20 protein-coding genes are annotated in these 26,452 nt (G+C 39.7%); 13 read left to right on the top strand and 7 right to left on the bottom strand.

Features of this window, described 5'->3' with window-relative positions:
• The first annotated feature begins 59 nt into the window (after positions 1 to 59).
• Positions 60 to 1,088 carry an NAD(P)-dependent oxidoreductase gene (locus tag R2S10_RS04425; protein WP_316839234.1) on the top strand — a complete coding sequence of 343 codons (1,029 nt, stop codon included), beginning with the start codon at positions 60 to 62 and terminating at the stop codon, positions 1,086 to 1,088.
• 23 nt (positions 1,089 to 1,111) lie between these two features.
• Positions 1,112 to 1,531: a DUF2141 domain-containing protein gene (locus tag R2S10_RS04420; protein WP_316839233.1), complete on the top strand. Its 420-nt coding sequence runs from the start codon at positions 1,112 to 1,114 to the stop codon at positions 1,529 to 1,531.
• Between the two features lie 4 nt (positions 1,532 to 1,535).
• Here the strand turns inward: R2S10_RS04420 and R2S10_RS04415 are convergent, their stop codons facing one another.
• The 4 genes from R2S10_RS04415 to R2S10_RS04400 are packed head-to-tail and all read right to left on the bottom strand — an operon-like array spanning position 1,536 to position 6,624.
• Positions 1,536 to 2,930 (bottom strand): TolC family protein, encoded by a 1,395-nt coding sequence (locus R2S10_RS04415; protein ID WP_316839232.1) that lies wholly within the window; start codon positions 2,928 to 2,930, stop codon positions 1,536 to 1,538.
• 4 nt (positions 2,931 to 2,934) lie between these two features.
• A complete protein-coding gene (locus R2S10_RS04410; RefSeq protein ID WP_316839231.1) occupies positions 2,935 to 4,281 on the bottom strand; it encodes an HlyD family secretion protein in 1,347 nt (448 codons plus the stop codon).
• A gap of 4 nt (positions 4,282 to 4,285) precedes the next feature.
• Complete coding sequence (locus R2S10_RS04405; RefSeq protein ID WP_316839230.1) at positions 4,286 to 5,947, bottom strand: peptidase domain-containing ABC transporter; 1,662 nt, start codon at positions 5,945 to 5,947, stop codon at positions 4,286 to 4,288.
• On the bottom strand, positions 5,944 to 6,624 hold the full coding sequence (locus R2S10_RS04400) for a TetR/AcrR family transcriptional regulator (RefSeq protein ID WP_316839229.1): 681 nt from the start codon (positions 6,622 to 6,624) through the stop codon (positions 5,944 to 5,946). Before R2S10_RS04400 ends, R2S10_RS04405 begins: the two co-directional genes overlap by 4 nt.
• Before the next feature lie 159 nt (positions 6,625 to 6,783).
• Between R2S10_RS04400 and R2S10_RS04395 the strand changes: the two genes are divergently transcribed.
• Together R2S10_RS04395 and R2S10_RS04390 are read left to right on the top strand one after the other, a co-directional pair.
• Positions 6,784 to 8,118, top strand: a complete 1,335-nt coding sequence (locus tag R2S10_RS04395) for a Gfo/Idh/MocA family oxidoreductase (protein WP_316839228.1) — start codon at positions 6,784 to 6,786, stop codon at positions 8,116 to 8,118.
• 3 nt (positions 8,119 to 8,121) lie between these two features.
• A complete protein-coding gene (locus R2S10_RS04390; protein WP_316839227.1) occupies positions 8,122 to 8,823 on the top strand; it encodes a peptidylprolyl isomerase in 702 nt (233 codons plus the stop codon).
• 4 nt (positions 8,824 to 8,827) lie between these two features.
• Here R2S10_RS04390 and R2S10_RS04385 read toward each other — a convergent pair whose 3' ends face one another.
• Together R2S10_RS04385 and R2S10_RS04380 are read right to left on the bottom strand one after the other, a co-directional pair.
• Complete coding sequence (locus R2S10_RS04385; RefSeq protein ID WP_316839226.1) at positions 8,828 to 9,052, bottom strand: DUF4287 domain-containing protein; 225 nt, start codon at positions 9,050 to 9,052, stop codon at positions 8,828 to 8,830.
• Between the two features lie 173 nt (positions 9,053 to 9,225).
• Complete coding sequence (locus tag R2S10_RS04380) at positions 9,226 to 11,691, bottom strand: glutaminase family protein (RefSeq protein WP_316839225.1); 2,466 nt, start codon at positions 11,689 to 11,691, stop codon at positions 9,226 to 9,228.
• A 202-nt stretch (positions 11,692 to 11,893) separates the two neighbouring features.
• On the opposite strand from R2S10_RS04380, the gene R2S10_RS04375 reads away from it, so the two are divergent.
• The 7 genes from R2S10_RS04375 to R2S10_RS04345 all read left to right on the top strand — a co-directional run bounded on the left by R2S10_RS04375 (position 11,894) and on the right by R2S10_RS04345 (position 19,140).
• A complete protein-coding gene (locus tag R2S10_RS04375) occupies positions 11,894 to 12,694 on the top strand; it encodes an AraC family transcriptional regulator (RefSeq protein ID WP_316839224.1) in 801 nt (266 codons plus the stop codon).
• Between the two features lie 110 nt (positions 12,695 to 12,804).
• Positions 12,805 to 14,433 (top strand): serine hydrolase, encoded by a 1,629-nt coding sequence (locus tag R2S10_RS04370; protein ID WP_316839223.1) that lies wholly within the window; start codon positions 12,805 to 12,807, stop codon positions 14,431 to 14,433.
• Positions 14,434 to 14,532: 99 nt separating this feature from the next.
• A complete protein-coding gene (locus tag R2S10_RS04365; protein WP_316839222.1) occupies positions 14,533 to 15,504 on the top strand; it encodes an alpha/beta hydrolase in 972 nt (323 codons plus the stop codon).
• Positions 15,505 to 15,525: 21 nt separating this feature from the next.
• Complete coding sequence (locus R2S10_RS04360) at positions 15,526 to 17,058, top strand: DUF2931 family protein (RefSeq protein ID WP_316839221.1); 1,533 nt, start codon at positions 15,526 to 15,528, stop codon at positions 17,056 to 17,058.
• A gap of 42 nt (positions 17,059 to 17,100) precedes the next feature.
• Entirely contained in the window at positions 17,101 to 17,589 is a 489-nt protein-coding gene (locus R2S10_RS04355) for a MepB family protein (protein ID WP_316839220.1), read from the top strand.
• Between the two features lies 1 nt (position 17,590).
• Positions 17,591 to 18,115: a Crp/Fnr family transcriptional regulator gene (locus R2S10_RS04350; RefSeq protein WP_316839219.1), complete on the top strand. Its 525-nt coding sequence runs from the start codon at positions 17,591 to 17,593 to the stop codon at positions 18,113 to 18,115.
• Between the two features lie 68 nt (positions 18,116 to 18,183).
• The gene (locus R2S10_RS04345) at positions 18,184 to 19,140 is read left to right on the top strand and encodes a zinc-binding alcohol dehydrogenase family protein (protein WP_316839218.1); all 957 of its coding nucleotides are present in this window, start codon (positions 18,184 to 18,186) and stop codon (positions 19,138 to 19,140) included.
• Between the two features lie 31 nt (positions 19,141 to 19,171).
• On the opposite strand, the gene R2S10_RS04340 is transcribed toward R2S10_RS04345, so the two are convergent.
• On the bottom strand, positions 19,172 to 19,543 hold the full coding sequence (locus R2S10_RS04340) for a VOC family protein (protein ID WP_316839217.1): 372 nt from the start codon (positions 19,541 to 19,543) through the stop codon (positions 19,172 to 19,174).
• Between the two features lie 184 nt (positions 19,544 to 19,727).
• On the opposite strand from R2S10_RS04340, the gene R2S10_RS04335 reads away from it, so the two are divergent.
• Positions 19,728 to 21,572, top strand: a complete 1,845-nt coding sequence (locus R2S10_RS04335) for a glycoside hydrolase family 2 protein (RefSeq protein ID WP_316839216.1) — start codon at positions 19,728 to 19,730, stop codon at positions 21,570 to 21,572.
• Positions 21,573 to 21,875: 303 nt separating this feature from the next.
• Complete coding sequence (locus tag R2S10_RS04330; protein WP_316839215.1) at positions 21,876 to 26,444, top strand: polyketide synthase; 4,569 nt, start codon at positions 21,876 to 21,878, stop codon at positions 26,442 to 26,444.
• The last annotated feature ends 8 nt before the right edge of the window (positions 26,445 to 26,452 follow it).

The following is a 26,452-nucleotide window of genomic DNA, read 5'->3' as shown; positions in this document are numbered from 1 at the left end:
TATTAATAAATGAGTAAGAATCATAACTAAATTCTTGTCTACAAAATTAATTAGCGGATATGAGATTGAAAAAGAGAATTTTATTGACAGGAGCTTCAGGAACTGTGGGTTTTGAAGTTTTGAAACAGCTGGCTTTACAAGCTGATAAATATGAGATTACGGTCTTTGATCAAAAGACAAAAAACTCGATTAAACTATTGTCTCCTTTTGAAAAGCAGCTGAAGGTAGTTTATGGAGATATTACCAATCCAAACGAAGTAGAGGAGATAGGTAAGGAAAAGGATTTTGTGATTCATTTGGCAGCTATCATACCGCCTTTAGCAGATGAAAATAAGGACCTGGCTTATGCCGTAAATGTGAATGGCACTAAAAACCTGATTCTCGGCTTAAAGAAACACTCGCCTCAGGTGTTTTTCCTGTATAGCTCTTCGATTTCAGTATATGGAGATCGATTAAATACCCCCTGGATCAATACTACTGATGCATTGGCTCCGAGTCCGGAAGATCATTATGCGGTAACCAAGATTGAGTCTGAGGAACTGATTCGTAGTAGTGGACTAGACTTTTGTATTTTCCGTCTGGCAGCAATTATGGGATTAAGCAACCACAAACCTTCTGGTATCATGTTCCATATGCCTTTGGCTACTTCTATGGAAATTTTAACGCCTGAGGATACCGCCAGAGCATTCGTGAATGCAATAGAAAGGCGGGAAGTATTAGCGGGAAAGACTTTTAATCTTGGAGGTGGCGCATTGTGCCGTACCAGCTATGAAGATTTTCTATCTCAATCATTTAAGGCTTTTGGCTTAGGGAAAATGGATTTCCCGACACAAGCCTTTGCGGAGAAAAATTTCCATTGTGGATATTATGCAGATGGAGATGAGCTTCAGGATTTGCTGCATTTCAGAAGGGATACGTTAGCACATTATTTTGAAAAGCTAAAAGCTTCGGTCTCGCCGGTAAAAAGAACACTGGCTTCGGTGTTTAGGGGCTCTATTAAGAGCCATTTATTGAAGAAATCAGAACCTCTTCATGCCTTGCTGAAGAAAGATAAGAAAATGGCCGCAAGGTTTTTCAATGAACTATAACCTATAAAATTTAATCAATCGTTATGAAAAGCATCTTAATCATATTATTAGTCTTTACCCTGCAATTCAGTTATGCGCAGAAGGGACCGTTAAAAATAACGGTCACCAATATCAATCATTTAGAAGGTAACATCCAAGTCAGCTTATACAATAGCAAAGCTTCTTTCATTAAAAAAGGAAAGGAATATAAAACCATGACTAGAGCGGTAAAATCAGCTACAGAGACTTTTACCTTTAATGATTTACCTCAAGGAGAATATGCAGTAGCGCTTTACCACGATGAAAATAGCGATGGGAAATGTAATACCAATTTCTTAGGTATTCCAAAGGAAGGCTATGCTTTTTCCAGAAATTTCGCCCCCAAATTAGCGGCGCCAAAGTTTGAGGATACGAAATTTAAACAAGAGCAAAGCAGCAATATGGTGATCAGGATGATCTATTAATCCTTTATTCCATATTGGCTTTTATTTTGAAGAGGTCTACATTGGAAATCAGGAATCTGTTTTCAAGAGAGATCCTGGACAGTTTGGTGCTAACTAAGCTGTTTTCTCTGGAGTTTAGCAGAAATACCGAGCTTTCTCCCATTAAGAACAATCTTTCTTCGGCTAGCAACATCTTGTCATAATCGCTAACCAGAGATGCGGTGATGTCAATTTGTTGCTGTATGGATTTGATCTCAGTTTGCTGGGCCGTTATTTTATTCTTCAATTGTAAGCGCTCCAGGCTCAGGTCCAGCTGACCATCAGAAATCTTCAGTTTAGCCAGTTTTAAAGCCCCTCTTTCCTTTCTAAGGAACAGTGGAACGCTAAACTTTAGTTCAAATTTATAATTGCCGAGTTGGAAATCGTTAAAATAGGAGGGTTCTGATAAATAGTGATAGCCCACATCTAGTTTTGGCAACAGCATATTGCGTTTTAATTTCTGCTCTATACTCAAGATTTCTATTTTTTGTTGCATTGCCATTAGCTTAGGATGATGAGCTAAATCCGTGTTTTCTTGTAGGGCTCCCTCAAAATTTAGGGCTAATTTAATCACCTCTTCCAGGTCATCTTCGGGAATAATAGTTTCTCTTAGTTCCATGGGGATATTTTCGATCCAGAGATAATTGGAGAGTTCCAGTTTAGATTTTGCTAATTTTAATTTGGCCTCAGCGACATTTAGCTGTCTGTTTTTAATGACAATTCTGGCTTCTATACTATCTACAGCGGCCTTATCTCCGGCTTTGATGAGCTTATTTATCGCCTCTGCGCGTTTTTCTGCGAAAGTCATATATTCCTCGTAAAGCTTTGCCTCATCATTTGCTCTTTTCCAGTTGACATAGGCAATGGAAGCACTGTAAAGTACATTTACGGCCTGCAACTGGCGCTCAGATTTACTCAACTGGAGCTGAATTTTCGCAATGCGGAGATCTGCCATCCGTTGATTAATCAGTAAACCTTGTGCCAAAGGAACTGTAATCCCCAATGAAGTCAACCCATGATCCGGTGTCTTGTTTTGTGGATTCAGGTAGGTGCCCTCATTGTTGTCAAAACCGGCTTTAACTTCTATTCCATACCAGGTAGGGAGTTTAAAACTACTGTTAAACAAAGCGTAATACTCGGTTCCTTTAAACTGCTTATTGTTGAAATCTACTTCTAATTTCGGGTCAAAACCACCACGAGCCATCATGAGCGCAGTCTCGGCTTTGCTGAGTAGTAAATCTGCCTGACGAACTGCGGGATGATATTTCTTTACATAGCCTAGAAATTCATTAAAGCTGAGTACTTCTGGCTTAGCTAGTTGTGCAATAGCTGGTATACGGCAGGTAAGGAGCAAGAGGAAGACAAATAATTTGATTTTCATGCCTTTATTTTTTAGAAGTAGCAGGTTTTTCTGATTGATAATAATTAGGAGGGAAGCCATTAAGGGTTCGCCAGATTTCAAACCATATCGGAACCGTCTCCAGAAGCGCAATGGTTTCTGCACCGGAGCCCATACTCAATTGTTTTGGCCATGGATCTTCTTCTGTATCCGGGGCGATGAGTACTCTGTATTTGCCATTTGGGCTGATGAAATTTTCGATAGCTACGATTCTTCCCCCAAAAGTTCCATATGACATATCCGGCCAGCCTGAGAATACAATTGTTGGCCAGCCATCAAACCATACGCGGATCTTTTCACCCTTTTTTAACAGCGTCAGGTCAATAGGGCTTACATAAGTCTCTACTGCCAGTTCGTAAATTGCAGGCATGATGCTAACGATAGGGATGCCTTCTTTTACAGTTTCACCTATTCCCGATTGCAAGGCACGGTTTACATAGCCGTCTTGTGGAGCTTTGATGTAATACATGCCATTACGGATGCTGTAATTGGCATATTGATTCTCCAGTTTACTTAGCTGTGCTGTGGCATCAAACTGACTGCTCATCGTGGTGTATTTGTCGCCGCTGGCTTTAGAGATTTTCTCTGCATACTCAGCCGACAAGCGATCTACTTCGAGTTTTGCATTGATGAATTCATTTCTGGAAGTCAATAGTTTATTCTCCTGAGTCAGTACTTTTGCCTGGGCATCCTGTAGTTTTAACCTCTTTTCTTCAACATCCGTTAAGGGCTTTAGTCCTTCTTTTTGCAGTTGTATGGAGCGTTCAGCCTGGGTACTGGCAATTTTAAGTTGCGTTTTGACAGCCTCATAATCCATACTATCGCTTTTAATTTTCAAAAGAGACTGTTTGATTTTATTTTTTGCCTGTTGGTGTTTTAAATTTTTCTCTCCTTCAAGCGCTTTAATTTGAGTGCTTAAGGCATTTACTTTTCCGGCATAGGATTCAAGCGCCATTTTTTTAGCATCTACCTGGTTCTTGGTGTTTTGTAATAGGTTCGGATCGAAATACTCCTCCTTTACTTCTGAAAGGAAAATGATCGTATCTCCTTTTTTTACATAATCTCCTTCTTGCACGTACCATTTCTCAATTTTACCGGCAATCACGGTGTTTATGGTTTGCGGACGTTGGTTTGGCTTTAAGGCTGTTACGGCCCCGGAACCGGATATGTTTTGTGTCCATGGTAAAAACAGCACGATGATACCAGTGATGCAGAGGGCTAAAATCACCCTGTTCAATATTTTATAATGAGGTCGGTTTCTTAAATTTTTTACTGCGCTATAGCGATCTAATATATGCTGTTGCGTATGATTTTGGTCAGATAGATGGAGCATGTCTTTATTTTTTTAGGTCGCTGATAATTTTTCCGTTTTCCATGACAATAGATCGGCTGGATTTCAATTTCCAGGTGGGATTAGTCGAAGATACGATCACTGTCCATTCTTGTTTTTCTGAGCAGATGAAATCGATAATCGCATCGGCAGTGTCGGGATCTAGTCGGTCTGTTGGATCCTCATATAACAGTATCGCCGGTTTACGGATGATGCTTCTGGCCAGGAGTATTTTCTGGGCATTGGAAGAGGATAATTGTCTGCCTTCCGGAAATATTTTAGTATCCAGACCTTGAGGAAGGGTTTTGATATAGCTGCTTAATTGCACGGCATCTAATGCCCATCGGATGTCCTGGGCAGTAACAGCAGGATCATTGAAGGTAATGTTTTCCAGAATAGTCCCTTCAAATGGACTTTCTCCATGAATGATGGTGCCAATCTGTGCGAGATACTGGTTGGTATCAATTTTCCCGAAGGTGTTATCATTGATAAACAGGGTGCCACTGGTGGGTTTCAAGATCCCGGAAAGGATTCTGATTAAGGTAGTTTTTCCAGCACCATTGCCACCGTTAAGAATGATTTTTTCGCCTTGTTCGATTTTCAAAGAGATGTCTCTTAGCATGTCTTTCTGAGCATTCGGAAAGCGTAAAGATAGCTGGTCAGCTTCCAGTGTGATGCGGTCATAGAGCTGTGTACGTTCAGTTTCCGGCACTTCTTCCGTCTCCATATCGGTTACTTTTCCAATCTTTTCTACTGCGGTTAATACATCATAGAAAGTTTCCAGGCCAAGTACAATTTTCTCTACCGAATTAATGACTAAAAGAATGATAATCTCCGAGGCCACGAATTGCCCTATGTTCATCTGTTGACTCAATACGAGATAACCACCAATCAGGAGCAGACCGGCAGTAATGATCACTTTAAAGATAATGAGTTGCGCATATTGACGCTTGATGATGTTAAAGTGCTTCTCTCGGTAATCCAGGTAATTACTGGTTAAGCTGTTGTTTTTTTGAAGGGCATAATCGAAGTTCAGTGATTTCCTGAAACTATATTTGTTACGTGCGATCTCCTGTAACCATTCTGCAGCCCGGTACTTATATTTTGATTCACTTAGACTGGTCTCAATTCCAGTGGTATATGAGAATTTAAAGATCAGATAGAGTAAGGCAACCAGCAATATTCCAAAAAGGATAAAAGAAGGGTGGTACAAAGACAGCAGGATGATCCCAAAGCCAATTTGAAGCAATGCGGAAGAGTAATCCAGCAGCAACTTCGATACTCCTTTTTGAATGGTTAAAGTATCAAAAAAACGATTGGCAATTTCAGGAGGATAGAGATCCTGGTACAACTCGTCGAATTTGATTTTCGGTAGTCGGTAAGCAAATTCAAAGGAGGACCTTACAAAGATCTTTTGTTGCAGGTTCTCCGTAATTCTCAATTGCATGAGCGATAAAATACCTACGAAAGCAACACCAGTAACTACCCCGATTACTAGAATGATCCAGGAAACGCTGACTCTGCCACTTTGTAAGAAATTCACAATCGCCTGTATCCCTAGAGGAAGAGATAGACTGATCAGCCCGGCAATAATGGCGTAGAAAAATATCTGGTAAACATCTTTTTTGTCAAGTTTTAATAAACTGAAGAATCTTTTGGCTGGACTCATATTTTAGGACTTAAAACGCGTTGAATAAGGTGGGTGTAATAGTTGGTAGGACTGGTACTTTCATTGCAGTCTGTAATGGTTTTGAAATGATCTTTTAGGAAGTGCTGATGTAATGCACCCTCCACAATACTGGAAATTAAACTTTTAGGGTAAGGGTATTCCGGATCAATCTGTATCACCATTTCCACCATTCTATTGATCACTCTTTTGTAAATCAAAAAGAAGCCCTCTTTGTTTTCTTCATCTACTTCTTTTGTGAGAAAAGTTTTCGTGAATTCGGCAATGATGATTTTGTTCAATAAGGCTTCATTGATGTAAGGGGTATTCAAGTCGTCCTCAATTTTTTCCGTAACGAGTTCAAGTGCTTTGATCAACTGATCTAATGGAGCAACAATATTGGCTGTGGCAAATACCATTTTGTATTCAATCCAGCTCCAATACCAGGAGGATAGGTAAACCAGTAGTTTATGTTTGTTCTCAAAATAACGGTAAATGGAACTTTCATTTGAACCGATTAACTCACCAAGTTTTTTAAAAGTAAAGTTATCAAAACCAATTTCATCCATCATGATTAAACTGTGCTTGATGATCTTTCTTCCTAAAGTGGTGGTTTCAGGATCTTTTACATAGATCTTGTCGTTGACCTGGATTTTGATGTTTGCGAGTAGCTGATCCATTTTGATTATGTTTGTTGCAAATGTAATAGTAATACTATCAATATTAATAAGAATACTATCTTTTTTTCTCAATAGGCTTTTAAACGTAATTAAACTATGGTTTGGTCGGATGAAGGATTTTAAGTATTTTACCTCCCAAAGGAACCTTTAAAGAAATAAATGATGCTCAACCGAAGAAACTTTATCCGTAATAGTGCCGGCGCAATAGGTAGTACTGTATTGCTTTCTGCACTCGACAATCCTGCTTATGCTTTATATGAGCGGACTATTGGTGCCAACGACCAGATTAATATCGGAGTAATTGGCATAAATGGAATGGGCTGGTCGGATTTGAGGGCAGCATTAAATGTTCCTGGAGTAAACCTGGTGGCTTTATGCGATTCCGATCAAAATGTATTGGATAAACGAATGGGAGAGTTGAAGGCCTTAAATATAGATGCCTCTAAAGTGAAAGCCTATAAGGATTATCGTTCCCTGCTGGATAATAAAGACATTGATGCTGTTATTATTGGAACACCTGACCATTGGCATGCCTTAATGATGATTCATGCCTGTGAAGCAGGCAAAGATGTTTACGTAGAAAAGCCGGTAGGAAATTCGATTTTGGAATGTCGTACCATGGTAAATGCACAACAAAAATACAATAAGGTAGTCCAGGCAGGGCAGTGGCAAAGGAGTCAGCAGCATTTCAAAGATGCGGTAGATTTTGTACAAAGTGGACAGCTTGGCAACATCAGAACGGTTAAAGTCTGGTGCTATCAGGGTTGGATGAAGCCAGGGCCTGTTGTTCCAAATTCTCCGGTTCCGGCAGGAGTAGATTATAATTTATGGCTAGGCCCTGCAAAAAAACGGGAGTTTAATTCCAGCAGATACCATTTTAACTTCCGTTGGTTCTGGGATTATGCAGGTGGACTGATGACGGACTGGGGAGTACATCTCCTGGATTATGGTTTACTGGGCATGGGATCTCCGATTCCAAAAAGTATTTCCGCTTTAGGTGGTCGCTTCGCCTATCCGGATTTATATGAAGAAACACCGGATACCCTGACCACACTTTATGAGTTTGATAAATTTAACCTGGTATGGGATTCGGCAATGGGCATTGATAATGGTTCCTATAACCGGGATCATGGGATTGCTTATATCGGTAATAATGGCACACTTATTTTGAATAGAGGAGGCTGGGAGGTGATTGAAGAAAGACAAAGTGGAAATAAAGTGAGTAAACCTTTAGTGAAAGCCTCAGATAATGGCCTCAATAACCATATGCTCAACTTCTTTGCGACTGTAAGGTCTAGGAAAAAAGAAGAACTGAACTGTTCTATACAGGCGGGTGCCCATGTAGCAAGCATTGCGCAAATGGGTAATATCGCTTATAAAAGTGGCGAGAAATTAACCTGGGATGCTCAGAAAAAACAATTTACCAATCCAAAAATTAACACTGAATACCTGATGGCTCCATATCACAATGGTTACAGCCTTCCAAAAATATAACACATGAAATTTCTTTTTAGCACTTTAGCATTATCTCTTCTTACGGTTATTTGTTTCGCACAATCCCGATTTGTCCGTTTGGTAACCAATAAAGGAAATATCACCTTGATGCTTTATGATGAAACACCCAAACACAGGGATGCATTTTTGAAAAGTATAAAGAACGGTATATACAATGATGCCGCCTTTAACCGGGTGATTAAAGGTTTTGTTAGTCAGGGGGGAGAATTAGATGAAACCATTCTTGACAGAGAAAAGCTAAGTCCTGAAAAACCTTTAGCACGTATTCCTGCGGAGATTGTGCCTACGCTTTTTCATAAAAAGGGCGCATTAGGGGCTGGAAGAAATGACAATCCCGAACATAGTTCCTACCTCAGTCAGATTTATCTGGTAGAAGGTAAAAAGCAAACGGATGACCAACTGGACGCATTAGAGCTGCAAAAAGGTAAAAAGTTTTCTTCGGGGCAAAGAGCGACTTATAAAACCATTGGAGGAATCCCTCGTCTGGATTGGGATTATACCATATTCGGCGAAATTGTAGAAGGAATGGAAGTGGCAGAAGCCATCAATTCAACTGCAACAGATAAAAATGATTTGCCCTTGGTTCCAATTAAATTTACTCCAAAAGTGCTTTCCCAAAAGGAGGCTGCAAAGTTAAGGAAAACATTGCAGGCGGCTGGAGTCCTCGGCAAGACCAATTCCTAATTCCTTATATACTGTTTTCATTTTTTATGCCTTTTAATAGGGCATAAATAGCCATGCCATGTCCATGACCAAGGTCAAAATCGTTTTTGAGCCATGAAGTAATTTCCCCTGCTTTTACGGTTAATTCGCCATTTTGAATGAACTGTTTCTCTTCTGCTATTGCTCTAAAGTCTGCCGGATTCTTACCAGTTTTCTCTTTGATTGTTTTTAGATACGCTTGGAATGACATATGCGTTGATTTTATGAGTTAATTAGTTTTGATTACTCAAAGTTATTCAGAATTCTACAAAGGATACAGTGTGATTAGGACTTTATTAGGGGGCATTTGCGACCCATATGCTTTTATACAAAAAAGAGAGGACATCTATTAAATGTTCTCTCTTTTTTTGAATTAAAACTAGCTTATTTTCCCTTCAATTGATCAGCTAAAAGTTTCATGTAAAATCCACCGACCACGCTTCTCGCTTTGAAATTATCGCGGATACCAGTATTGGAATCATAGAAATCATTCAATGGAACGCGGGATTCGGTTTCGATAGCATGCCTGTAAACTGGTTTTACAAAGGCTTCAAAATCCTGTTGTGAAGTTGCAAAAGTTGCCGTCCACAATATCCAGTCATTTTTAGTATAAGCCTTTCTGCTATCCAGTGGCAAGCCGTATTTGTTTTGTCTTTTCAAGTAGTACTTGATCTCTGTATCATAAACCTTTTGTGGAAATAAATTTAAATCCAATACTTTATCCCAAACCAGGTTGTACTTCTGGCTCCAGGTGTTTTTGTCATCAAAAGTAAGTGCATAATGGTCGCCAGCATCAGCCATTTCCAACCATTTAGGAACCATACTGTCTGCTATTGCCCTATATTTTCTGGCAGTTTCCGTGTATCCCAGTGTTTCTGCCATTTGAGCGTAAGAAGCAATTCCTACAATTGCCTTCACCGATAAGTTGGCATTTCTTGCCAGGTGGCCTGCAAAATCATCCGTACACAGTTGTGTCTTAGGATCCAATCCTTCTTTAGCCAGATAGTCTGCCCAAATCGTCAGTGTTTTCCAATGTTTTTTCGCATAGTTTGCATTTCCTTGCACTTTAGCAATTGCTGCGGTAAGGATGATCATATTACCTGATTCTTCTACAGGCATTGGCTCTCCATAAGTCTGGCCATTCGCTAATGGATAAGTACCCAGGTCGTGCGCTGCCCAAGGATGTGGGTATTTACCACTTTCGCTGAAATAAAAAATACCGTTTAGCATTCCTTGCAATAAAACGGGATTGTAAATAAGGTAAAGAGGAGAAGAAGGATAAGTTACATCTACTGTATTGATAAAACCACCACTATTGTTTTCTTTTGATAACCATAAGAGTTCATTTTCTGGACTTTTCACCAAGGTATGTGCGGCAACACTCTGACGGTATCCAAGCAGGCACATATGTGCATATTCTTTGCCGCCGGCCTTTAATGCATCCGCATAGACAGCTTCGTCAAAAGCGTTACATTTTTGCATTACCTCCTTGTATTGATTCGCTGCATCAGTCAGCTGACCTACCATTGTTTCTTTATCGGAAGTATTCCACCAGGGCCTAAGGTTTCTTTTGAAATATTGGATGGCATAAACCTCATCGTAGCCTAGTTCAACAAAGCGTTCCACAGGTGTCTGGCCAACGTTTCCAAAAGGGATAACAGTATTTAAAGCAAGGGATTTTCCAGTGGAGGCAGTTGAGTTCCATGATCCATTTCTGAAATCATCGGCTACAGTATTGCTGTGGCTGATAAACTGTACCGCTTTACTGGATTTGGGGGCAGCAAGGTAGAAATATCCCCAATCGATGCGCATATCATCGGCCCCTTTTTGTAACACGGGTTGCTCTACAGTACCCACTTTTAAGATCGACAATTTATCTGTAGCATATTTTTTCGCCACTACTTGCTGGGAAGGTTGGTAGACTGCAATGTTAGATGAAGCGCTTAATAAAACTTTTACGGCATGGTTCTTCTTGTCGTTGGCTTTCAACTGGTAGGTGATGTAAGAAACCGGGCGAGCCAATAAGCCCAAATCATTCATTAGCAGGGGAGAAGTAAAGGTCAGTTTAAGATCTACATTACCACAGCTAAAATCATAGACAGTTTGTGTAGCAGTTACCTCTACATTTTTCTGTTTGGCAAGTTGGATTTTAGCGGCATTGTCCTTCAGCTTGTCTGCTAAGCCAAAGTCCAGGTATCGGCCACCGGCCGAATTGGCCAAATGGATCGCAATTACATTCTGACCGGCCTTCAGGTCAGTTTTTTCTAGAGGAAAATACTGGAACGTACTGGTCCAGCCTAATTTGGAATAGACCTTTTTTCCATTTAAGTACACCTCAATGTTGTCATCATGGTTCATCTTTAACAACAGCTCATTTATGCTGGCTGGCTTGTCAATATTGAAACCCCTTCTTAGCCAGATGTCATTAGATTTCCATAGGGTCTTTACTTGTTTGGCATCGTCTCCAATAGGAGCGGAACCCGATTTCCAGTTATTGGCGTTATAATCAGCTGCCATCCAATCACCTTCAGGAGCCGATTCTGTGTATTTTACAGTGAATGGCTTTTCGTCGGAAGCACCAAGTACCGTTCTGTAATTGGCTTCTTCCTTGCCCAGAAAACGGTAGATGTTGCCGTCTACATTGATTAAGCCCAAAAGGGATTGATCTGCACCTGTCCAATGTGTAGTGGTGGATGTATTGAGCTGGTCGCTACTAGACCAGATACTAAAATTAGGATTGTGCGTGATGAGCGGATAGGACGGAGCCTTACGGTCTTGTGCCTGAGTTTGGCTGATTGCGAAAAAGCCAGTCAGCAAGCCTAGGAAAGTTAATTTTTTAGCTGTATTCATTTTTGTGTGTATAGTTGGTTTGTAGGATTAATACTGGTTATCCGGACTGGTGATCCCTAAAGTAAAATTATGCGATTGAGCCTTAATAAGGCCTCGTTTTTGAATCAAGTTTTAGCTGATCTGTCTCAATCTTGCGATATTGTTAAATCTTAGCAGGTAGTTAAAGGGCTTATTATTAGATTATTTTGGATACATTTAAGCAATGGAAATCCTTCGGACCGGTCAATTTTATGGGAATACAAATGAAACCAGGACTTTGGGCAGTCTTACCCTGACAGATACTGAATACACGCAAACAAATGTAGACTGGCACTATCATGAGAATGCTTATTTTACTTTTTTACTAGATGGAAGAGTATTGGAAGGGAATAAAAAAGAAACTTACCATTGTACTGCAGGAACTTTACTTTTTCACCATTGGCAGGAACCCCATTATAATTTCAAACCTAAGGGCTTCACCCGTGGATTTCATGTGGAATTAAAGCCAGAATGGTTTCTTGATTTTGAGCTGGATATCGGCAATTTACAAGGAAGCATTCATCTATACAATCCGCAATTAAAGGCTTTGATGTATAATGTATTCAAAGAGAGTAAACAGGATGAAGGAGCTTTAGCGATAGACACATTGCTGATTGAATTGTTTACTATGGCCAACAAAAACGAGCATCGCCTATCCGGGAAAGTCCCATTATGGGTACCAAAGGTTAGGGATCTGCTGCATGATAGCCTATCACATGATTGGTCGCTCCAGGATTTGTCCAGGCAGCTTGATCTTCATCCGGTGCATCTTTCCAGGGATTTCCCCAGGTATTTTGGCTGTGGCATCGGAAAGTATATTCGGACAATTAGAGTTCAGCAATCTCTTTCTATGATGGCCAGGGAGAACTTTTCCCTAACTGATATTGCCTTAGATTGCGGTTTCGCTGATCAAAGCCATTTTATACGCTCCTTTAAAGCTTTACATCACATTACTCCAATGGCCTATAGGAAGCTTTTGGTGTAATATGCAGATGTTAATTCTATTCTATTTTTGGTTTTGACCAATCCCTATTTTTGAAAGAAAAGATGATAAATACCTATTTAGTACGACCAGTATTTTTAACAGTATGCGCAATGATGCTATTTTATTGCAGCGCAATCGCACAGCAAGCAAAGGTTAAAACCGATCCAATGATCAGTAATCCGATCATTAAAGCGAATATTGGAAGAATAGCTTTTACGGCGGATAAACCTAACCCGATTGCTACACTGGACCAGTCTCAATTTCTGGATCAGTACCAGCTGACCAATAAAAGTAACCTGTTCATTACCGTGTTTTTAGGGAATACGATGACAAGTTACTTACATCAGCTTGCACCGGAATTAGATACCAACACTTTGATTAAGGCGGGCAATTATCAATTTTCCTTTTATATAGATGAAAAGCTGGTTTATCAGACAAATTTAATGCCTGGCGCACCCCGGGCTAATGAGCAGCATACTTTAACTGTTTGGTCTAAGCCCTTGATCGATAACCAGCATGAGGGAGCATATTGGAGCCAGTCTGCCTGGAACCGATTTATGTTTAATGGGGGAGATCAAGCTTTAACTGAAGGTAATCATGCTCTCAAAATTGAACTCCGACCTTATCTTCAATCGAATACCCTAATTGTAGGTAAGGTGATCGCTGCCGGCACACTTAAATTATCTGTCAATCGGAAGCCGAAAGTGGATTTAAGTAAAATAGAATTAATGGCTGTAAAACCTTACGATGGCTTTCCGGTATCAAATGCATCTTTTGATAAGAATAAGATTAAAGCGTTAAAAGGGAATGTGGAAGCTGGGGTATTCAAGCACATCACAAGTATAGTCGTGATTAAGGATGGAAAACTGCTGATTGAAGAGTATTTTAATACCGCCAACCGCGATAGCCTTCATGATGTTCGTTCGGTTGGTAAATCCTTTGCATCAACAATAACCGGGATTGCCATAAATGATGGATTCCTCAAATCTGAAAACCAGACCTTGACTGAGTTTTATGACCTTAAAGCTTATGATCATTATTCCAACAGAAAAGCAAATACTACGCTCAAAGAATTGCTTACTATGACATCTGATTTTGATGGAAATGATAGTGATGAAGATTCGCCAGGTAATGAGGAAAATATGTATCCAACACCCAACTGGGTGAAATTTACATTGGATCTACCCGTAGATACGATGAAATATAAAGGACAATGGCATTATTTTACAGCTGGTTCTATGTTACTTGGCAGTATACTGGATAAATTGGTGCCAATAAGTTTTGAAAACTATGCAGAGAAAAAGCTTTTCAAGCCTTTACATATCAGTCGTTACGAGTGGCAATATACGCCTCAAAAAGTGGTAAGTACTGCTGGAGGGATTCGCATGAATGCAGTTGATTTTGCTAAATACGGACAATTGTATAAAAATAATGGGCTTTGGGAAGGACAGCAAGTGCTATCTAAGGAATGGATAGACAAAACATTTACAAAGCAAACCCCGGTCACAGGTAGATCAGACGAGTATTATGGTTATTTATTCTGGAATAAAAAGTATAAGGTTCAAGGAAAAGAATATGAAACATTTTATTGCACTGGTAATGGTGGAAATAAGATCTTCGTTTTTAAAGACCAGCCTTTGGTTATAGTAATTACTGCTACTGCCTTTGGGACAGCTTATGCACATCCCCAGGTAGATCGGATGATGGAGGAATATATTTTACCGGCAGTAATAGAATAGAAACTATGATTTCTTTCAAATAAAAAATCGTTACATTATCGCAGGCTATCACTCTTAAAGTTTCATTAGAATAGGAAGCTTAGCTATAACTGATTAAACATGAGAAAATTAATAACGATTTTTATATTTATTTCTTCAATTGCAATAGTAAAAGCCAGGCCTCTTCAAAAAGAAAATCCGGCTAAGATAGACACCACGGAAGTACTAAAGATTGGTGGGATTAAGCAATTTATTAAGGTTCAGGGAGCAGATCAGACAAAGCCTTTGTTGTTATTTCTTCATGGCGGGCCAGGAAGTTCATTGATTCCTGTGGCGGATACATTTACAGCTCAACTTAAACAACATTTTGTGGTGGTGCAATGGGACCAAAGGGAAACCGGCGAGACCTTGAAATTGAATCATTCTCCTGAAGAACTATCACTGGGTTTATTTCAGCGTGATACTGAGGAATTAATACAATACCTGCTGCAAAAGTTTAACCGCAAAAAACTGTTCTTAGTATCACATTCTTTTGGATCCATGTTAGGGTTTAATATTGCGGATAAACATCCGGAATTACTTTATGCCTATATTCCAATCAGCGGAATTGTAGACCAGAGAAAAAGTGAGCGTTTAACGATGGAATTGTTAAACAAATGGGCAAGAGCAACCAATAATGATACTGCGATCAAAGAATTGGCATTGGTGAAGTTGCCATTTGAGAAAGAGGAGGATTTATTCTATTCTCAAAAATGGCTATTTATCCATAATGGTGTTGATTTTGCTAAAGAGCCCGGTTTTAAGACTAAATATCAGGAATGGCTGGGAGTTTGGTTTCCAATGTGGAAGCAATCGGTAAGAAATAATCTATTTAAATCCCTACCAGTATTAAACTGCCCTGTTTATTTTATCGAAGGAAACGGAGATAAACAGGAATCTCATTACATTGTAGCAGATTATTACAAGTTTTTAAAGGCACCAAAGAAAGCCCTGTTTTGGTTTGAAAAATCAGGACATACGGTATTCAATAGTGAACCAGAAAAACTGCAACAGGTCATTATCGAAAAAATACTGCCTGAAGCATTTCAGTAATCATCAATAAATACAGCTGTAATGACTTTCAAATCTATCCTCTCCGCTATTCTAGTGGCCATATTTGGCTTAATCGGTATGCTATGCACACAAAATGCAGATTTAAACCTGGCATATGGAGCATTCTGTTGTTCACCATATGTGATTTTAATTGCGCTACTCTATTTCCATTTTAATACCATTCGTAGAAAGCTAAACTTTCTCAATGAACCCAATATATTCTTTGAGCTTGCCTATGGTTTTGTGTTTTACCTTGCATTCCTACTGTTCTTTCCGGTCATACTCTTTGTAGGTACAATCGGCGATGAATATGAACATCGGTTGTATGCCGATTTAGGTAATGTTATAGTTGAAATGCTTCCCCTGTTCTTAATCTTGAGTATTTTTCTGACGGTTTTTAGCAGTATTATCATTGCATGGGCCATTACATCATACAAAAGATTAGTGCCGGTTCTTATCGGCTATATTATATTGCTGCCTGTGATAGAAAGTAGTGCTACGATTGGGCGGGATACTAAAAAAGCAAAACAAGCGGCAGAAGACATTGCCTATAACCTTAAAGAAGGAATCTATGAATGGCATGGCGCCATGAGTAATCCTGCTGCATATCCTGTTCAATTGTACAAAGGGCTTTTCTCATTTCCAAAAGGAGAGCAGTATGATTTTACTTTTAGCGAGGGTAATACGGTTAATTACGATGCGAATTGGGGCCAGGATGGAGGGGAAACCGGGAAGCAAAAGTCCGTAATGCCCAGCGGTTTGGATATTACCTGGTATTCTTTTGCTGAAGATACTTTTTATCGGTTAAATACTCCTATTGATCAAGAAAAGCTGCGGATACTTTTTAGTAAGCCTTATATGGAAAAGAGAGCTAGTCGGAATTTTGAGGAAAAGTACGAAGGGGTCATTATGGGTTTTGCACCAGGTGGAGTAGTGGTGGTTTGGGCGGGCAGTACTGGGCGTCGTCAAGTAGAAATTGGACGTTATCAAGCCGAAAAAGTAAGTATAGCTAAACCTGATTCTAAGAATGAACGTGTAGGTTATGATGATGTTTTTAATCCGGAATGGAGAAACAAGGTGTTGACTGATTCCTCTGTGATACCATTAAAAATACAGCGACTTACAAAAAACAAGCCTATTCCTTACGGATATTGGGACAAACTTCGAACAACTTATAACTGGCGACCTACATTTGTGGTTTCCCCGGAAATAAAGGTTCATGATGCTGATTTTAGCTTTTATAATGCGGAACGTTTTGTGTTTTTTGATGAAAGTCTGCTAAAGAATAACATGGAAAAACGTGGTGTTCCAGAAGATGTATACATTAAATGGTACGATGAAAAAGACAATAGATGCGCAGCAGATTTTGAATTTGATGAAGAGAAAACCTTTAAAAAGTTTGATGAGTTTTTTAACCGCCAAAAGAACAGCAGTGCTGAAATAGAATTCAATATCAACCACAAAACAAAAAAGGCAACTGCCACCCTAAAAAACGGGAAAAACCAACTCTTACTTTTAGAGACTGAAATCATAGCATATGGTGAAAATTACTAGCTGGAATTAGTATGAATTCCCTTTTAAAATCAATAATAAAATATGATCAATAATCACAATTGGGCAATACTAAACGAATTTCATGAAGACCCGGAAATTGCGAAGGAACTGCTTTATGGTAAATGTGGATTTGACCGTAATCATTCAAAACTAATTGCTGAAAGTAAAGATTATGGTGCAGGTTTCTTTGAACTTAATGGAAAGAGGATTCAACATCGGATTTCTAAAATTACCCCTAAAAAAACCGGACAGTTCGTAGCGATTTGGAAAAGAAACAAAGAGGGAATAACTGCGCCTTATGATTGTTCTGACGACCTTGATTTTTTAATCATTACCTCGGGTACTGAGAAACAGTCCGGACAGTTTGTTTTTCCGAAATCAGTATTGGAAGCTAAAGGAATTATCAGCAAAAACGGAAAAGGAGGGAAACGAGGAATTAGAGTTTATCCACCTTGGGACAAGGCGACGAATAAGCAAGCCATGGAAACTCAAAAATGGCAAGTAAAATATTTCCTCAGCATTAACCATTAGAATGATGAGTATTCTTGAATTTATTACTTCTTATAATCTGAAGGAAGTTAACTATCCTGCCAAAACGATAATTCTAAAGGAGGGAAGTAAAGCCCGATATATTTATTTTCTGAAGAAGGGCTGCCTTCGTATGTGGGTAAATAACAATGGAATGGATATCACTACGCAGTTCTTTTTTGAAGGTGCTGCCATTGCCAGTCTGGAAAGCCTGCTTAAAGATGAGGCCAGCGATTATACCCTCGAAACTATCGAGGCTTGTACTTTGCTGGTGATGTCTAAACAAGAATTTTTATCCCTTAAAAATACAGATCAAGCTTTTAAGTCCTGGTTTGACGAGATGCTTTTGGAACGATTTTACTATTATTCCAAGCATTTATTAGGTTATCTGAGGACAAAACCTCATCAGCGTTATTTGAATCTGCTGCAAAAACATCCAGAAATTCTCCAGCGCATCCCGCAACAGTTTATTGCATCTTACCTCGGAATTACCCCCGTATCCCTTAGTCGGATTAGAACCCGTAAATAACTGTTTTCTTAACAATTGTTATTTTATCCCTGTTTAGCTGCCTTTACTTTTGTTTAAAATCTTAAAACATGAAAGCAGCAATTTTATATAATTACGGAGAAAGTCCTAAATACACTGATGCCATAGCGCCTATCCCAAAAATAGGGGAGCAGGTAGTGCAAATGGTAGCATCCTCTATAAAACAGATTGATAAGTTAAAAGCAGCGGGTAATCACTATACCAAATATCCGGTTTTACCTGTCATAGTTGGCCTGGATGGGATAGCTCGTTTAGAGGACGGCAGCCACGCTTATATTTTAGGTATTACTGGAACGATGGCAGAAAAGGTACTGTGCGCTGAGAATAATTGGATCCCAGTTCCTCAGAACTTATCCATTGCTTTGGCAGCGGCGCTCCCAAATGCCCTGATCGGTTCAGATGCTGCGATGCTTTACCGCGCTGGCTTCAAAAAAGGAGATACGGTAATGATCAATGGTGCTACGGGTGCTACGGGAAGAATCGCGATTCAGATGGCTAAAAACCGTGGGGCCCAATGTGTGATTGCATTAGGCCGGAAAGCTTCCGGACTTTCTGATCTTTCTCTGCTTGGAGCAGATATTTTAATTGACACAGGGCAGGATGAGACAGCTTTGATCGAAGAACTTTTCACCGTACTACGGTCGCATCAGCCAGCATTGGTGATAGACTATTTATGGGGACGGCCTGCAGAATTGATCCTTAAGGTGCTGAATGAGCTTACTGGTAGTCAGGTTAAATATGTTACAGTAGGAGATATGGCGGGGACCAACATAAATCTTCCATCTGCTCTTTTACGCAGCCGAAAAATAGAACTTCTTGGTTCAGGAATTGGAAGTATTTCCTATAAGGAGATAAAGGAATATTTTTCAGTAGAACTACCCCAAATTTATGAATGGGCGGCCGCAGGTAAAATTGTGATGCCCCTGGAAATTATAGAACTTGCCGACATCGAGACAGTTTGGCAAAGCCCAGAGAAAAAAGGGATGCGTACAGTGGTGATGATCTAATAAGAACTGATTCCTGAAAATGAAAGCTCCTTTATTTTAGGGATTGCCTTAATGCAATTCTATTTCCTTCAGAATCTTCAAATTCAGCTACAAAACCCCATTCCCCATTAGAAGTAATGGGGAATAAAATATTCGCACCATTTTGAACAGCCAATGCTATGGTTTGCTGAATGTTCTCTGTCCCAAAATATAATAAAACGCCATCTTTTGTAGGCTGGTAAATTTCACCTTTCGCCAATGCTCCGGAGATCCCAGAATCATTGTCTTGTAAAGGGAAGAATGCCATTTCGTTATCGTGTACCACATCATTCTCGAATTCAAAACCAAACACTGAATTATAGAATTTTATGGCTCTGTCAACATCCGTCACCGGGATTTCAAAATAGACTACAGGATTGCTCATTCTTCTCCGATTAGTTTCGTTTTTTTGCTATAAACTGAGTCACAAACTTAATTGTTTTACTTTGATAATTATGATACTTTTTGTTGAATTATTGATAGTTATTGCTGAATGATCGGCGTTCGAAAGCCCTTAATTTACATTAGATTAAGTACCTAAACCAAATTTCCAAAAACAAACTCGAAAAATGAAGAGACTTCTATTTACAGCACTTATTTCTGCTTTTAGTTATACGGCTGTTGATGCACAGCAATCGGACTGGAAACTGATTAAAGACAGAATTGTATCGCCCTGGGCGGAAAAGGTAGATCCGAAAGCGCCCCTTCCAGAATACCCTAGACCTCAATTGATAAGAAATGACAATTGGATAAATTTAAATGGGCTATGGAATTATGCGATTACAGATAAGACAAAAGGCCAGCCGACAAAATATGACGGGAAAATCCTGGTGCCTTTTGCAGTCGAATCTGCGCTTTCCGGAGTTGGAAAAACAGTAGGCAAGGACAGTTTTTTGTGGTATAAAAAGAGCATGACTCTGCCAAAATCGATGAAGGGAAAACAAATCCTCCTGCATTTTGGGGCGGTAGACTGGCAGACAGAAGTTTTTGTAAACGGAAAAAGTGTGGGTAGTCATGAAGGAGGTTTTGATCCCTTTACTTTTAACATTACCGATGCGCTGAAACCTGGTGTTAACCAGGAAATCATGGTACGGGTTTGGGATCCTACTGATGAAGGACCACAGCCCAGAGGTAAACAAGTGAAAAGCCCGGAGGGAATCTGGTATAGCCCGGTAACCGGGATATGGCAAACCGTTTGGGTTGAGGCTGTTGCTGCATCCTATATTGCGTCGACAAAGCATAGCCCGGATATTGATGCGCAGACGATAACTATAACTGCGAATGTGGAAAATATACAAGCAGGCGACCAGCTTAAGATTGAAGTGTTGGATGGTAAGACTATTGTTGCGCAACAAGCGCTAGCTGCAGACAAATCAGCTGTGATTGCTTTAAAAAACATGAAACTATGGTCTACAACTCAGCCATTTCTCTATGATTTGAACATTACTTTAATGCGTAAAAATAAAGCGGTTGATCAGATACAGAGTTATTTCGCTATGCGTAAAATAGGAATGGCTCCTGATGCAAATGGCATTCAACGGATGATGTTGAATCACAAGTTTGTATTTCAATATGGGCCGCTGGATCAAGGTTGGTGGCCAGATGGCTTATACACTGCGCCAACAGAAGCAGCAATGATTTATGATATTGATGAGCTTAAAAAGATGGGCTTTAATATGATCCGAAAACACATTAAAGTGGAGCCAGCGCGTTACTACAATTATTGCGATAGAAATGGCATGTTGATCTGGCAGGATATGCCTAGCGGCGATCTTGGTAATGGTTGGGAAAGTCGGCCAGGAGTAATTGATAAGGGAACTGATAAAGCGCGTACACCTGAGTCTGAAGCCTATTATCACAAAGAATGGAATGCCATTATGGATGCTTTATATAATTATCCATCCATTGTAGTATGGACGCCATTTAATGAGGCCTGGGGGCAATTTAAAACAGTAGAAGTCACAGAATGGACTATGAAAAAAGATCCTACCAGATTGGTGAATAGCGCGAGTGGTGGCAATTTCTATACTACTGGGCATATGGTTGACCTCCATAATTATCCAGATCCGGCAATGCCTCGCCCTGATCTCTTTGGTAAACAACAAATATTGGTATTGGGTGAGTTCGGTGGTTTGGGACTACCCATAGAAGGGCATACCTGGCAAACTAAAAATAATTGGGGTTATCAGAATTTTAAAAATGCCGACGACCTGTTTAATCGTTACAAAAAGTTTCCTGATAGATTAGTGGACTTGATCAAGTTGGGATTATCCGCAGCAGTATATACCCAAACTACCGATGTAGAGGGAGAAGTGAATGGTTTTATCAGCTACGATAGGAAAGTGATGAAAATACCGGTAGAGAAACTAAATGAGATTCACCGGAAACTTTACAACCCAGAGCTGGTAAAATAAACAGATTTAGATAGAGAAAAAAGAAATAAACAAACGGAATACTCAAAATTAGTTTTTAAATTTATAAATAGTAATTGTTTTTAATAGGATTGAAAACATTGTTATTATTAAGGTGTTGTGGTTTAAGGAGGATTTAATTCAACTACAGCGAAAGCCGTGTGAATTGATCGATTCTAGCATGATCTGAATGGGTCATGCTAGATTAAGCCTAATCACCAATTATAAAACATGTAGAACCTTAATATGAAATCGTATAGTAATTATCAAAATTGGTAAATCACTATATAGCTATATTGAAAACTAATGATGAACCTTCTTAACGCTGCCTCAAAACAAGAATCAATTGCGATTATAGGGATGTCCTGCAGATTTCCCAAGTCAAATAATCTCCAGGAATTTTGGGAACTTCTTAAAAATGGAGAACACACCATTACCAGAATACCTGACGACCGTTGGGATATTGATAAATATTACGATTCAGACCCTAAGGAAGAACGGAAAACCAACCAACAGCATGCTTCTCTTTTAACAAAGATTCATGATTTCGACCCATTATTCTTCAATATATCGCCAGCAGAAGCGCGGGAAATGAACCCATCTCAGAAGTTAATCCTTGAACTTGCCTGGGAAGCTATTGAAAATACAAACCTATCCTTCACAAATGTAAAAGGCAGCGATACCGGTGTGTTTATAGGGAATATATGGACGGATTTTGAACACTATAGAAAATCAAAAAATGCGAAAGTTACTTTGCATTCTGCGTTGGGGATGGCGGCTAATATCGTGGCCAATCGAGTGTCATTTACCTTAGGCTTTACTGGTCCGAGTATGGTCATTGATACTGGATGTTCAGCTTCCTTAGTTGCTTTGCATATGGCTTGTCAGAGTCTGTTAAACAATGAATCGACTATGGCAATGGTTGGAGGAGTAAACCATATTCTGGATCCGGATAGATATATTGACCTCAGTCGTTTTGGCGGACTTTCGTCAAAAGGACAATGTAGCAGTTTTGATGAAGCAGCAGATGGTTTTGTAAGAGGAGAAGGTGGCTGTGTGTTATTATTGAAAAAACTAGCTGATGCTGAACGCGATGGAAATCACATACATGCCCTAATACGAGGTTCAGCAGTAAATAATAACGGATATAACGATACACTTCCGGCAACCAGTATAGCAGGGCAGAAGTCACTTTTCGAAATGGCATATCGCGCTGCAGGGATAAATCCCGCTGATGTACATTACGTTGAAGCACATGGCACTGGAACCAGAAAGGGGGATCCTAATGAAGCAAATGCGATAGGCGCGTTTTTTGGCGAAGGTAGAAAGGGAGCTAAACTTCGTATCGGATCGGTAAAAACTAACATCGGACATACAGAGGCGGCTGCAGGTATTGCCGGATTGCTTAAAGTAGTGTTGGCAATGAAGCATAAAATGCTGCCCGCAAGTCTGAATTTTAATCATCCCAATAAAGACATCCGATTTGATGACCTTAATATTGAAGTTCAAACGGCTTGCTTACCATGGCCGGTAAAAGACAAGGAAACTTTTAAAGCAGGGCTGAACTCTTTTGGCTGGGGAGGAACCAATGCCCACGTTGTATTGGAAGAATATGTTAAGCCAAAACAAGAGATAATCGCTGCGACTTTGGAAATTAGGGAATTGTATGGCTTGCCACTTTCCGCTAAATCAGCACAAGGACTTAAAGATTATGCTGCTGCTTACGCTAAAGAGATTTCAAATGGAAAGGACGGATACTTTAAAGACTTATGTATCGCTACGGCCCTTCGGAAACCCGATTTCAATTATCGTACCCTGATATCTGGTAATAGTGCTGAACAATTGCTTATCGGTCTTCATCAGCTCATTGCGGATGCAGATGAATCCCTTCCATACAGTACTTTAAAGACCAATCCTAAAGTGGCTTTTATATTTCCTGGTCAAGGCGGACAATGGTTAGGAATGGGAAAAGACCTCTATGAACAAGAGTCGGTATTTAAAAATGCAATAAATGCCTGTGATACCGCATTCTTCCCATTTAGTGCTTGGTCTTTGGTAGAGGAGATCATGTCGACAGCTCAGGATAGCCGTATCCAGGAGATTGATGTTATTCAGCCAGTTATTTGTGCCATACAAATTGCATTGGCCAAATTGATGATGTCATGGGGGATACAACCGCAAATGGTAATTGGTCATAGTATGGGGGAGGTAGCTGCGGCCTATATTGCCGGCGCTTTAAATCTGGAAGATGTGGCAAAAATCATCTGCGGACGTAGTCAGCTGATGAAAACACTAAGTGGTCAGGACTGCGGAATGCTACTTACAGAGTTGAATTCTAAGGAAGCCTATCAAATTACATTGAGATATCCAGCACTTAGCATTGCCGTTATAAATAGCTATAAGTCTACAGTTTTAGCAGGCGATCAGGTAGCAATAGATGAAGTAATTAAAGAACTGGATAAGTTGGGTGTATTTTGTCGTAGGATTAGAGTAGATGTAGCTTCACATAGCCCCCAAATGGATAGCTTAAAAGCACCTTTATACCGTAGCTTAGCGGAGATAAGACCAGAATCTACTCAAATCCCTTTTATGTCAACAGTGTACAATAAAGTGATGACAGGGGCTAACCTCGGGGCTGATTATTGGGTGGATAACCTTAGAAAACCGGTTCAGTTTGCAGCTACAGTTGAACAGTTAATGAATGAGGATTATACCATCTTTATCGAGATTAATCCCCATCCAATATTGCAGAATGCTGTAAAGGAATGTGCTGAACATCAGGGTAAAGAAGTGATTACTGTAGGGACACTTCAAAGGGATCAACCTGAATTAGCAGTCATCGTTAAAAATTTAGGAATTCTGTATGCCAATGGATATCCGATAAACTGGAAGTGTTTTTATGGAAATGTAGGATCCCCGGAGATTGAACTTCCTGGATATCCATTTCAACGCGAATCTTATGAAATTGAGGACTTATCAGCACAACTTCAAAATGGGCCGATAGCGCATAAAAAATTCCCTTTATTAGGTGCTAAAATACAACTCGCAGATCAGGATCATGTCCATTACTGGAATTCAGTTTTGGATATGGATAAATTCTCTTATTTACAGGATCAACTGATTCAATGTAGTATAATCCTTCCAGTTTCCTGCTATATAGAAATGATATTGGAAGCTAGCGCAGAGATCTTAGGCCCGGCTTATGTAGCGATAACACAGTTGAATTTTACGAATCAACTTAGGATGTCTGAAGGTGATTTTTTCAATGTTCAGATAAAGTTACAGAGGAACGGAGCTGATAAAGCAGAAGCTTACCTCTTTAAAAAGGAAGATCAGGGCTGGATTCAACTTGCCCATGGCCTTCTATCTTTTGCTCAGGAAAGCCCTGAAATCGACGAATTGAAAGGACCATATACCTCCTTTTTGGTAAAGGGAAACCCTGATGCCTATTTGCAGTATTGTAAATATATCATTGCCCCGGCCTTAATGGACCAGCTTCTCCTGGAACCGCTTTGCAATACCTTGATGAATGCCCTGGGACTTAATCCAGGATTGGAATTAAAGCTGATTTCAATTGAACAATTCAAGCTTCATCAGGTTGTAGATTCTCGCGGGGAATTCAGCGTTTATCTTCATGCTTTAGAGCATCAGCAAAATCATGATGACGTCTGGAGCTTTAATGTAGACCTCAGGGTTCTTGATCTGGAGCATAACTGTATACTCAATATAATAGGATTAAAAGGTACTGCTAAAAGCAAAGTGAACTCTTTGAATCTTCATCATATGAGAGAAATTCCCCTTTCATTTCTGGACGAATATCTGCTGTTGACAACAGATTATGATCGCCAACAAGCATTGGAACAGATGATCATCCTCAAAGTATCACATGTGATTAAAGCCTCAATCAGCGCGATTAAAAAAACAATGATTTTTAAAGAGATGGGAGTAGACTCCTTGATGGCGGTTCAGCTGCGGAATTTGTTAGAAAAACAGCTGGAAATCAAACTTCCTGTAGGCTTGTTTTGGTCTCATCCAAGTATTCAGGAGTATGCAGGCCATGTGAGAAATCTATTGGTAATGGAGCACAGCGGGGCTAATGAAGAGCTGTTGGAGTTAAAAGATCATTTTAATAATTGGTTCGTAATTCCTAAGCCTAATCCAAAGGCTCATTTCCGTGTATTTTGTTTTCATGATGCAGGAGGAAGTTCTATGCTGTTCCAGGGATGGGAAAAAACACTGGACCAGCCTTCTGTAGAGCTGGTGTTATTAGAGATGCCGGAGCATATTCGTAAAATTGAAAACGCAAGTCAGGGGAGTTTTAAAAAGCTAATCCTTGATGTCATGCCATTCATCATCCAATTACTGGATAGGCCCTGTTTATTTTTAGGGCATAGCATGGGTGGGATATTGGCCTATGAAATTACCAGAGAATTAGGACGAAGGAAAATGGCCTACCCTAAAAAACTGATTTTCTCATCCGTGCCTGAGCCTGGGCTTTATGAGAATAAAGAAGTTGATTATAACAACCTGTTGAATGAAGAGTTGGGGCAATTGTATCCTCATTTAAACACGATAAATGACATAAATGTTCGGGAGCTGTTTATGGATTTTTTACGTGCGGATCTTATGCTGCTTTATAATTATGAATTTATTAGCGAAGAGCCCTTTAATATTCCAATTATTGCCATTCACGGAGCCGAAGATGAGCGGGTTCAACAGTCTCAAATGAAAGAATGGGAGAGACATACCCTTGCAGATTTTAAACTCATCTCACGCCCTGGTGGACATCGTTTTATTGAAGATGATCATGAATTCCTGACCCATCTTATAAAAGAAGAAATTCGTGATAGTATGAATTTTATACCACTTCATTAAGCCTGATG

Source organism: Pedobacter gandavensis, assembly GCF_032678745.1.
Classification (GTDB): Bacteria; Bacteroidota; Bacteroidia; order Sphingobacteriales; family Sphingobacteriaceae; genus Pedobacter; species Pedobacter gandavensis_C.
This window is presented reverse-complemented; position numbering and strand designations above follow the sequence as displayed.

Bases quoted from the DNA above. Each gene is read 5' to 3' on its own strand.
- R2S10_RS04425 (WP_316839234.1), top strand. From the start codon at position 60: ATGAGATTGAAAAAGAGAATTTTATTGACAGGAGCTTCAGGAACTGTG.
- R2S10_RS04420 (WP_316839233.1), top strand. From the start codon at position 1,112: ATGAAAAGCATCTTAATCATATTATTAGTCTTTACCCTGCAATTCAGT.
- R2S10_RS04415 (WP_316839232.1), bottom strand. From the start codon at position 2,930: ATGAAAATCAAATTATTTGTCTTCCTCTTGCTCCTTACCTGCCGTATA.
- R2S10_RS04410 (WP_316839231.1), bottom strand. From the start codon at position 4,281: ATGCTCCATCTATCTGACCAAAATCATACGCAACAGCATATATTAGAT.
- R2S10_RS04405 (WP_316839230.1), bottom strand. From the start codon at position 5,947: ATGAGTCCAGCCAAAAGATTCTTCAGTTTATTAAAACTTGACAAAAAA.
- R2S10_RS04400 (WP_316839229.1), bottom strand. From the start codon at position 6,624: ATGGATCAGCTACTCGCAAACATCAAAATCCAGGTCAACGACAAGATC.
- R2S10_RS04395 (WP_316839228.1), top strand. From the start codon at position 6,784: ATGATGCTCAACCGAAGAAACTTTATCCGTAATAGTGCCGGCGCAATA.
- R2S10_RS04390 (WP_316839227.1), top strand. From the start codon at position 8,122: ATGAAATTTCTTTTTAGCACTTTAGCATTATCTCTTCTTACGGTTATT.
- R2S10_RS04385 (WP_316839226.1), bottom strand. From the start codon at position 9,052: ATGTCATTCCAAGCGTATCTAAAAACAATCAAAGAGAAAACTGGTAAG.
- R2S10_RS04380 (WP_316839225.1), bottom strand. From the start codon at position 11,691: ATGAATACAGCTAAAAAATTAACTTTCCTAGGCTTGCTGACTGGCTTT.
- R2S10_RS04375 (WP_316839224.1), top strand. From the start codon at position 11,894: ATGGAAATCCTTCGGACCGGTCAATTTTATGGGAATACAAATGAAACC.
- R2S10_RS04370 (WP_316839223.1), top strand. From the start codon at position 12,805: ATGATGCTATTTTATTGCAGCGCAATCGCACAGCAAGCAAAGGTTAAA.
- R2S10_RS04365 (WP_316839222.1), top strand. From the start codon at position 14,533: ATGAGAAAATTAATAACGATTTTTATATTTATTTCTTCAATTGCAATA.
- R2S10_RS04360 (WP_316839221.1), top strand. From the start codon at position 15,526: ATGACTTTCAAATCTATCCTCTCCGCTATTCTAGTGGCCATATTTGGC.
- R2S10_RS04355 (WP_316839220.1), top strand. From the start codon at position 17,101: ATGATCAATAATCACAATTGGGCAATACTAAACGAATTTCATGAAGAC.
- R2S10_RS04350 (WP_316839219.1), top strand. From the start codon at position 17,591: ATGATGAGTATTCTTGAATTTATTACTTCTTATAATCTGAAGGAAGTT.
- R2S10_RS04345 (WP_316839218.1), top strand. From the start codon at position 18,184: ATGAAAGCAGCAATTTTATATAATTACGGAGAAAGTCCTAAATACACT.
- R2S10_RS04340 (WP_316839217.1), bottom strand. From the start codon at position 19,543: ATGAGCAATCCTGTAGTCTATTTTGAAATCCCGGTGACGGATGTTGAC.
- R2S10_RS04335 (WP_316839216.1), top strand. From the start codon at position 19,728: ATGAAGAGACTTCTATTTACAGCACTTATTTCTGCTTTTAGTTATACG.
- R2S10_RS04330 (WP_316839215.1), top strand. From the start codon at position 21,876: ATGATGAACCTTCTTAACGCTGCCTCAAAACAAGAATCAATTGCGATT.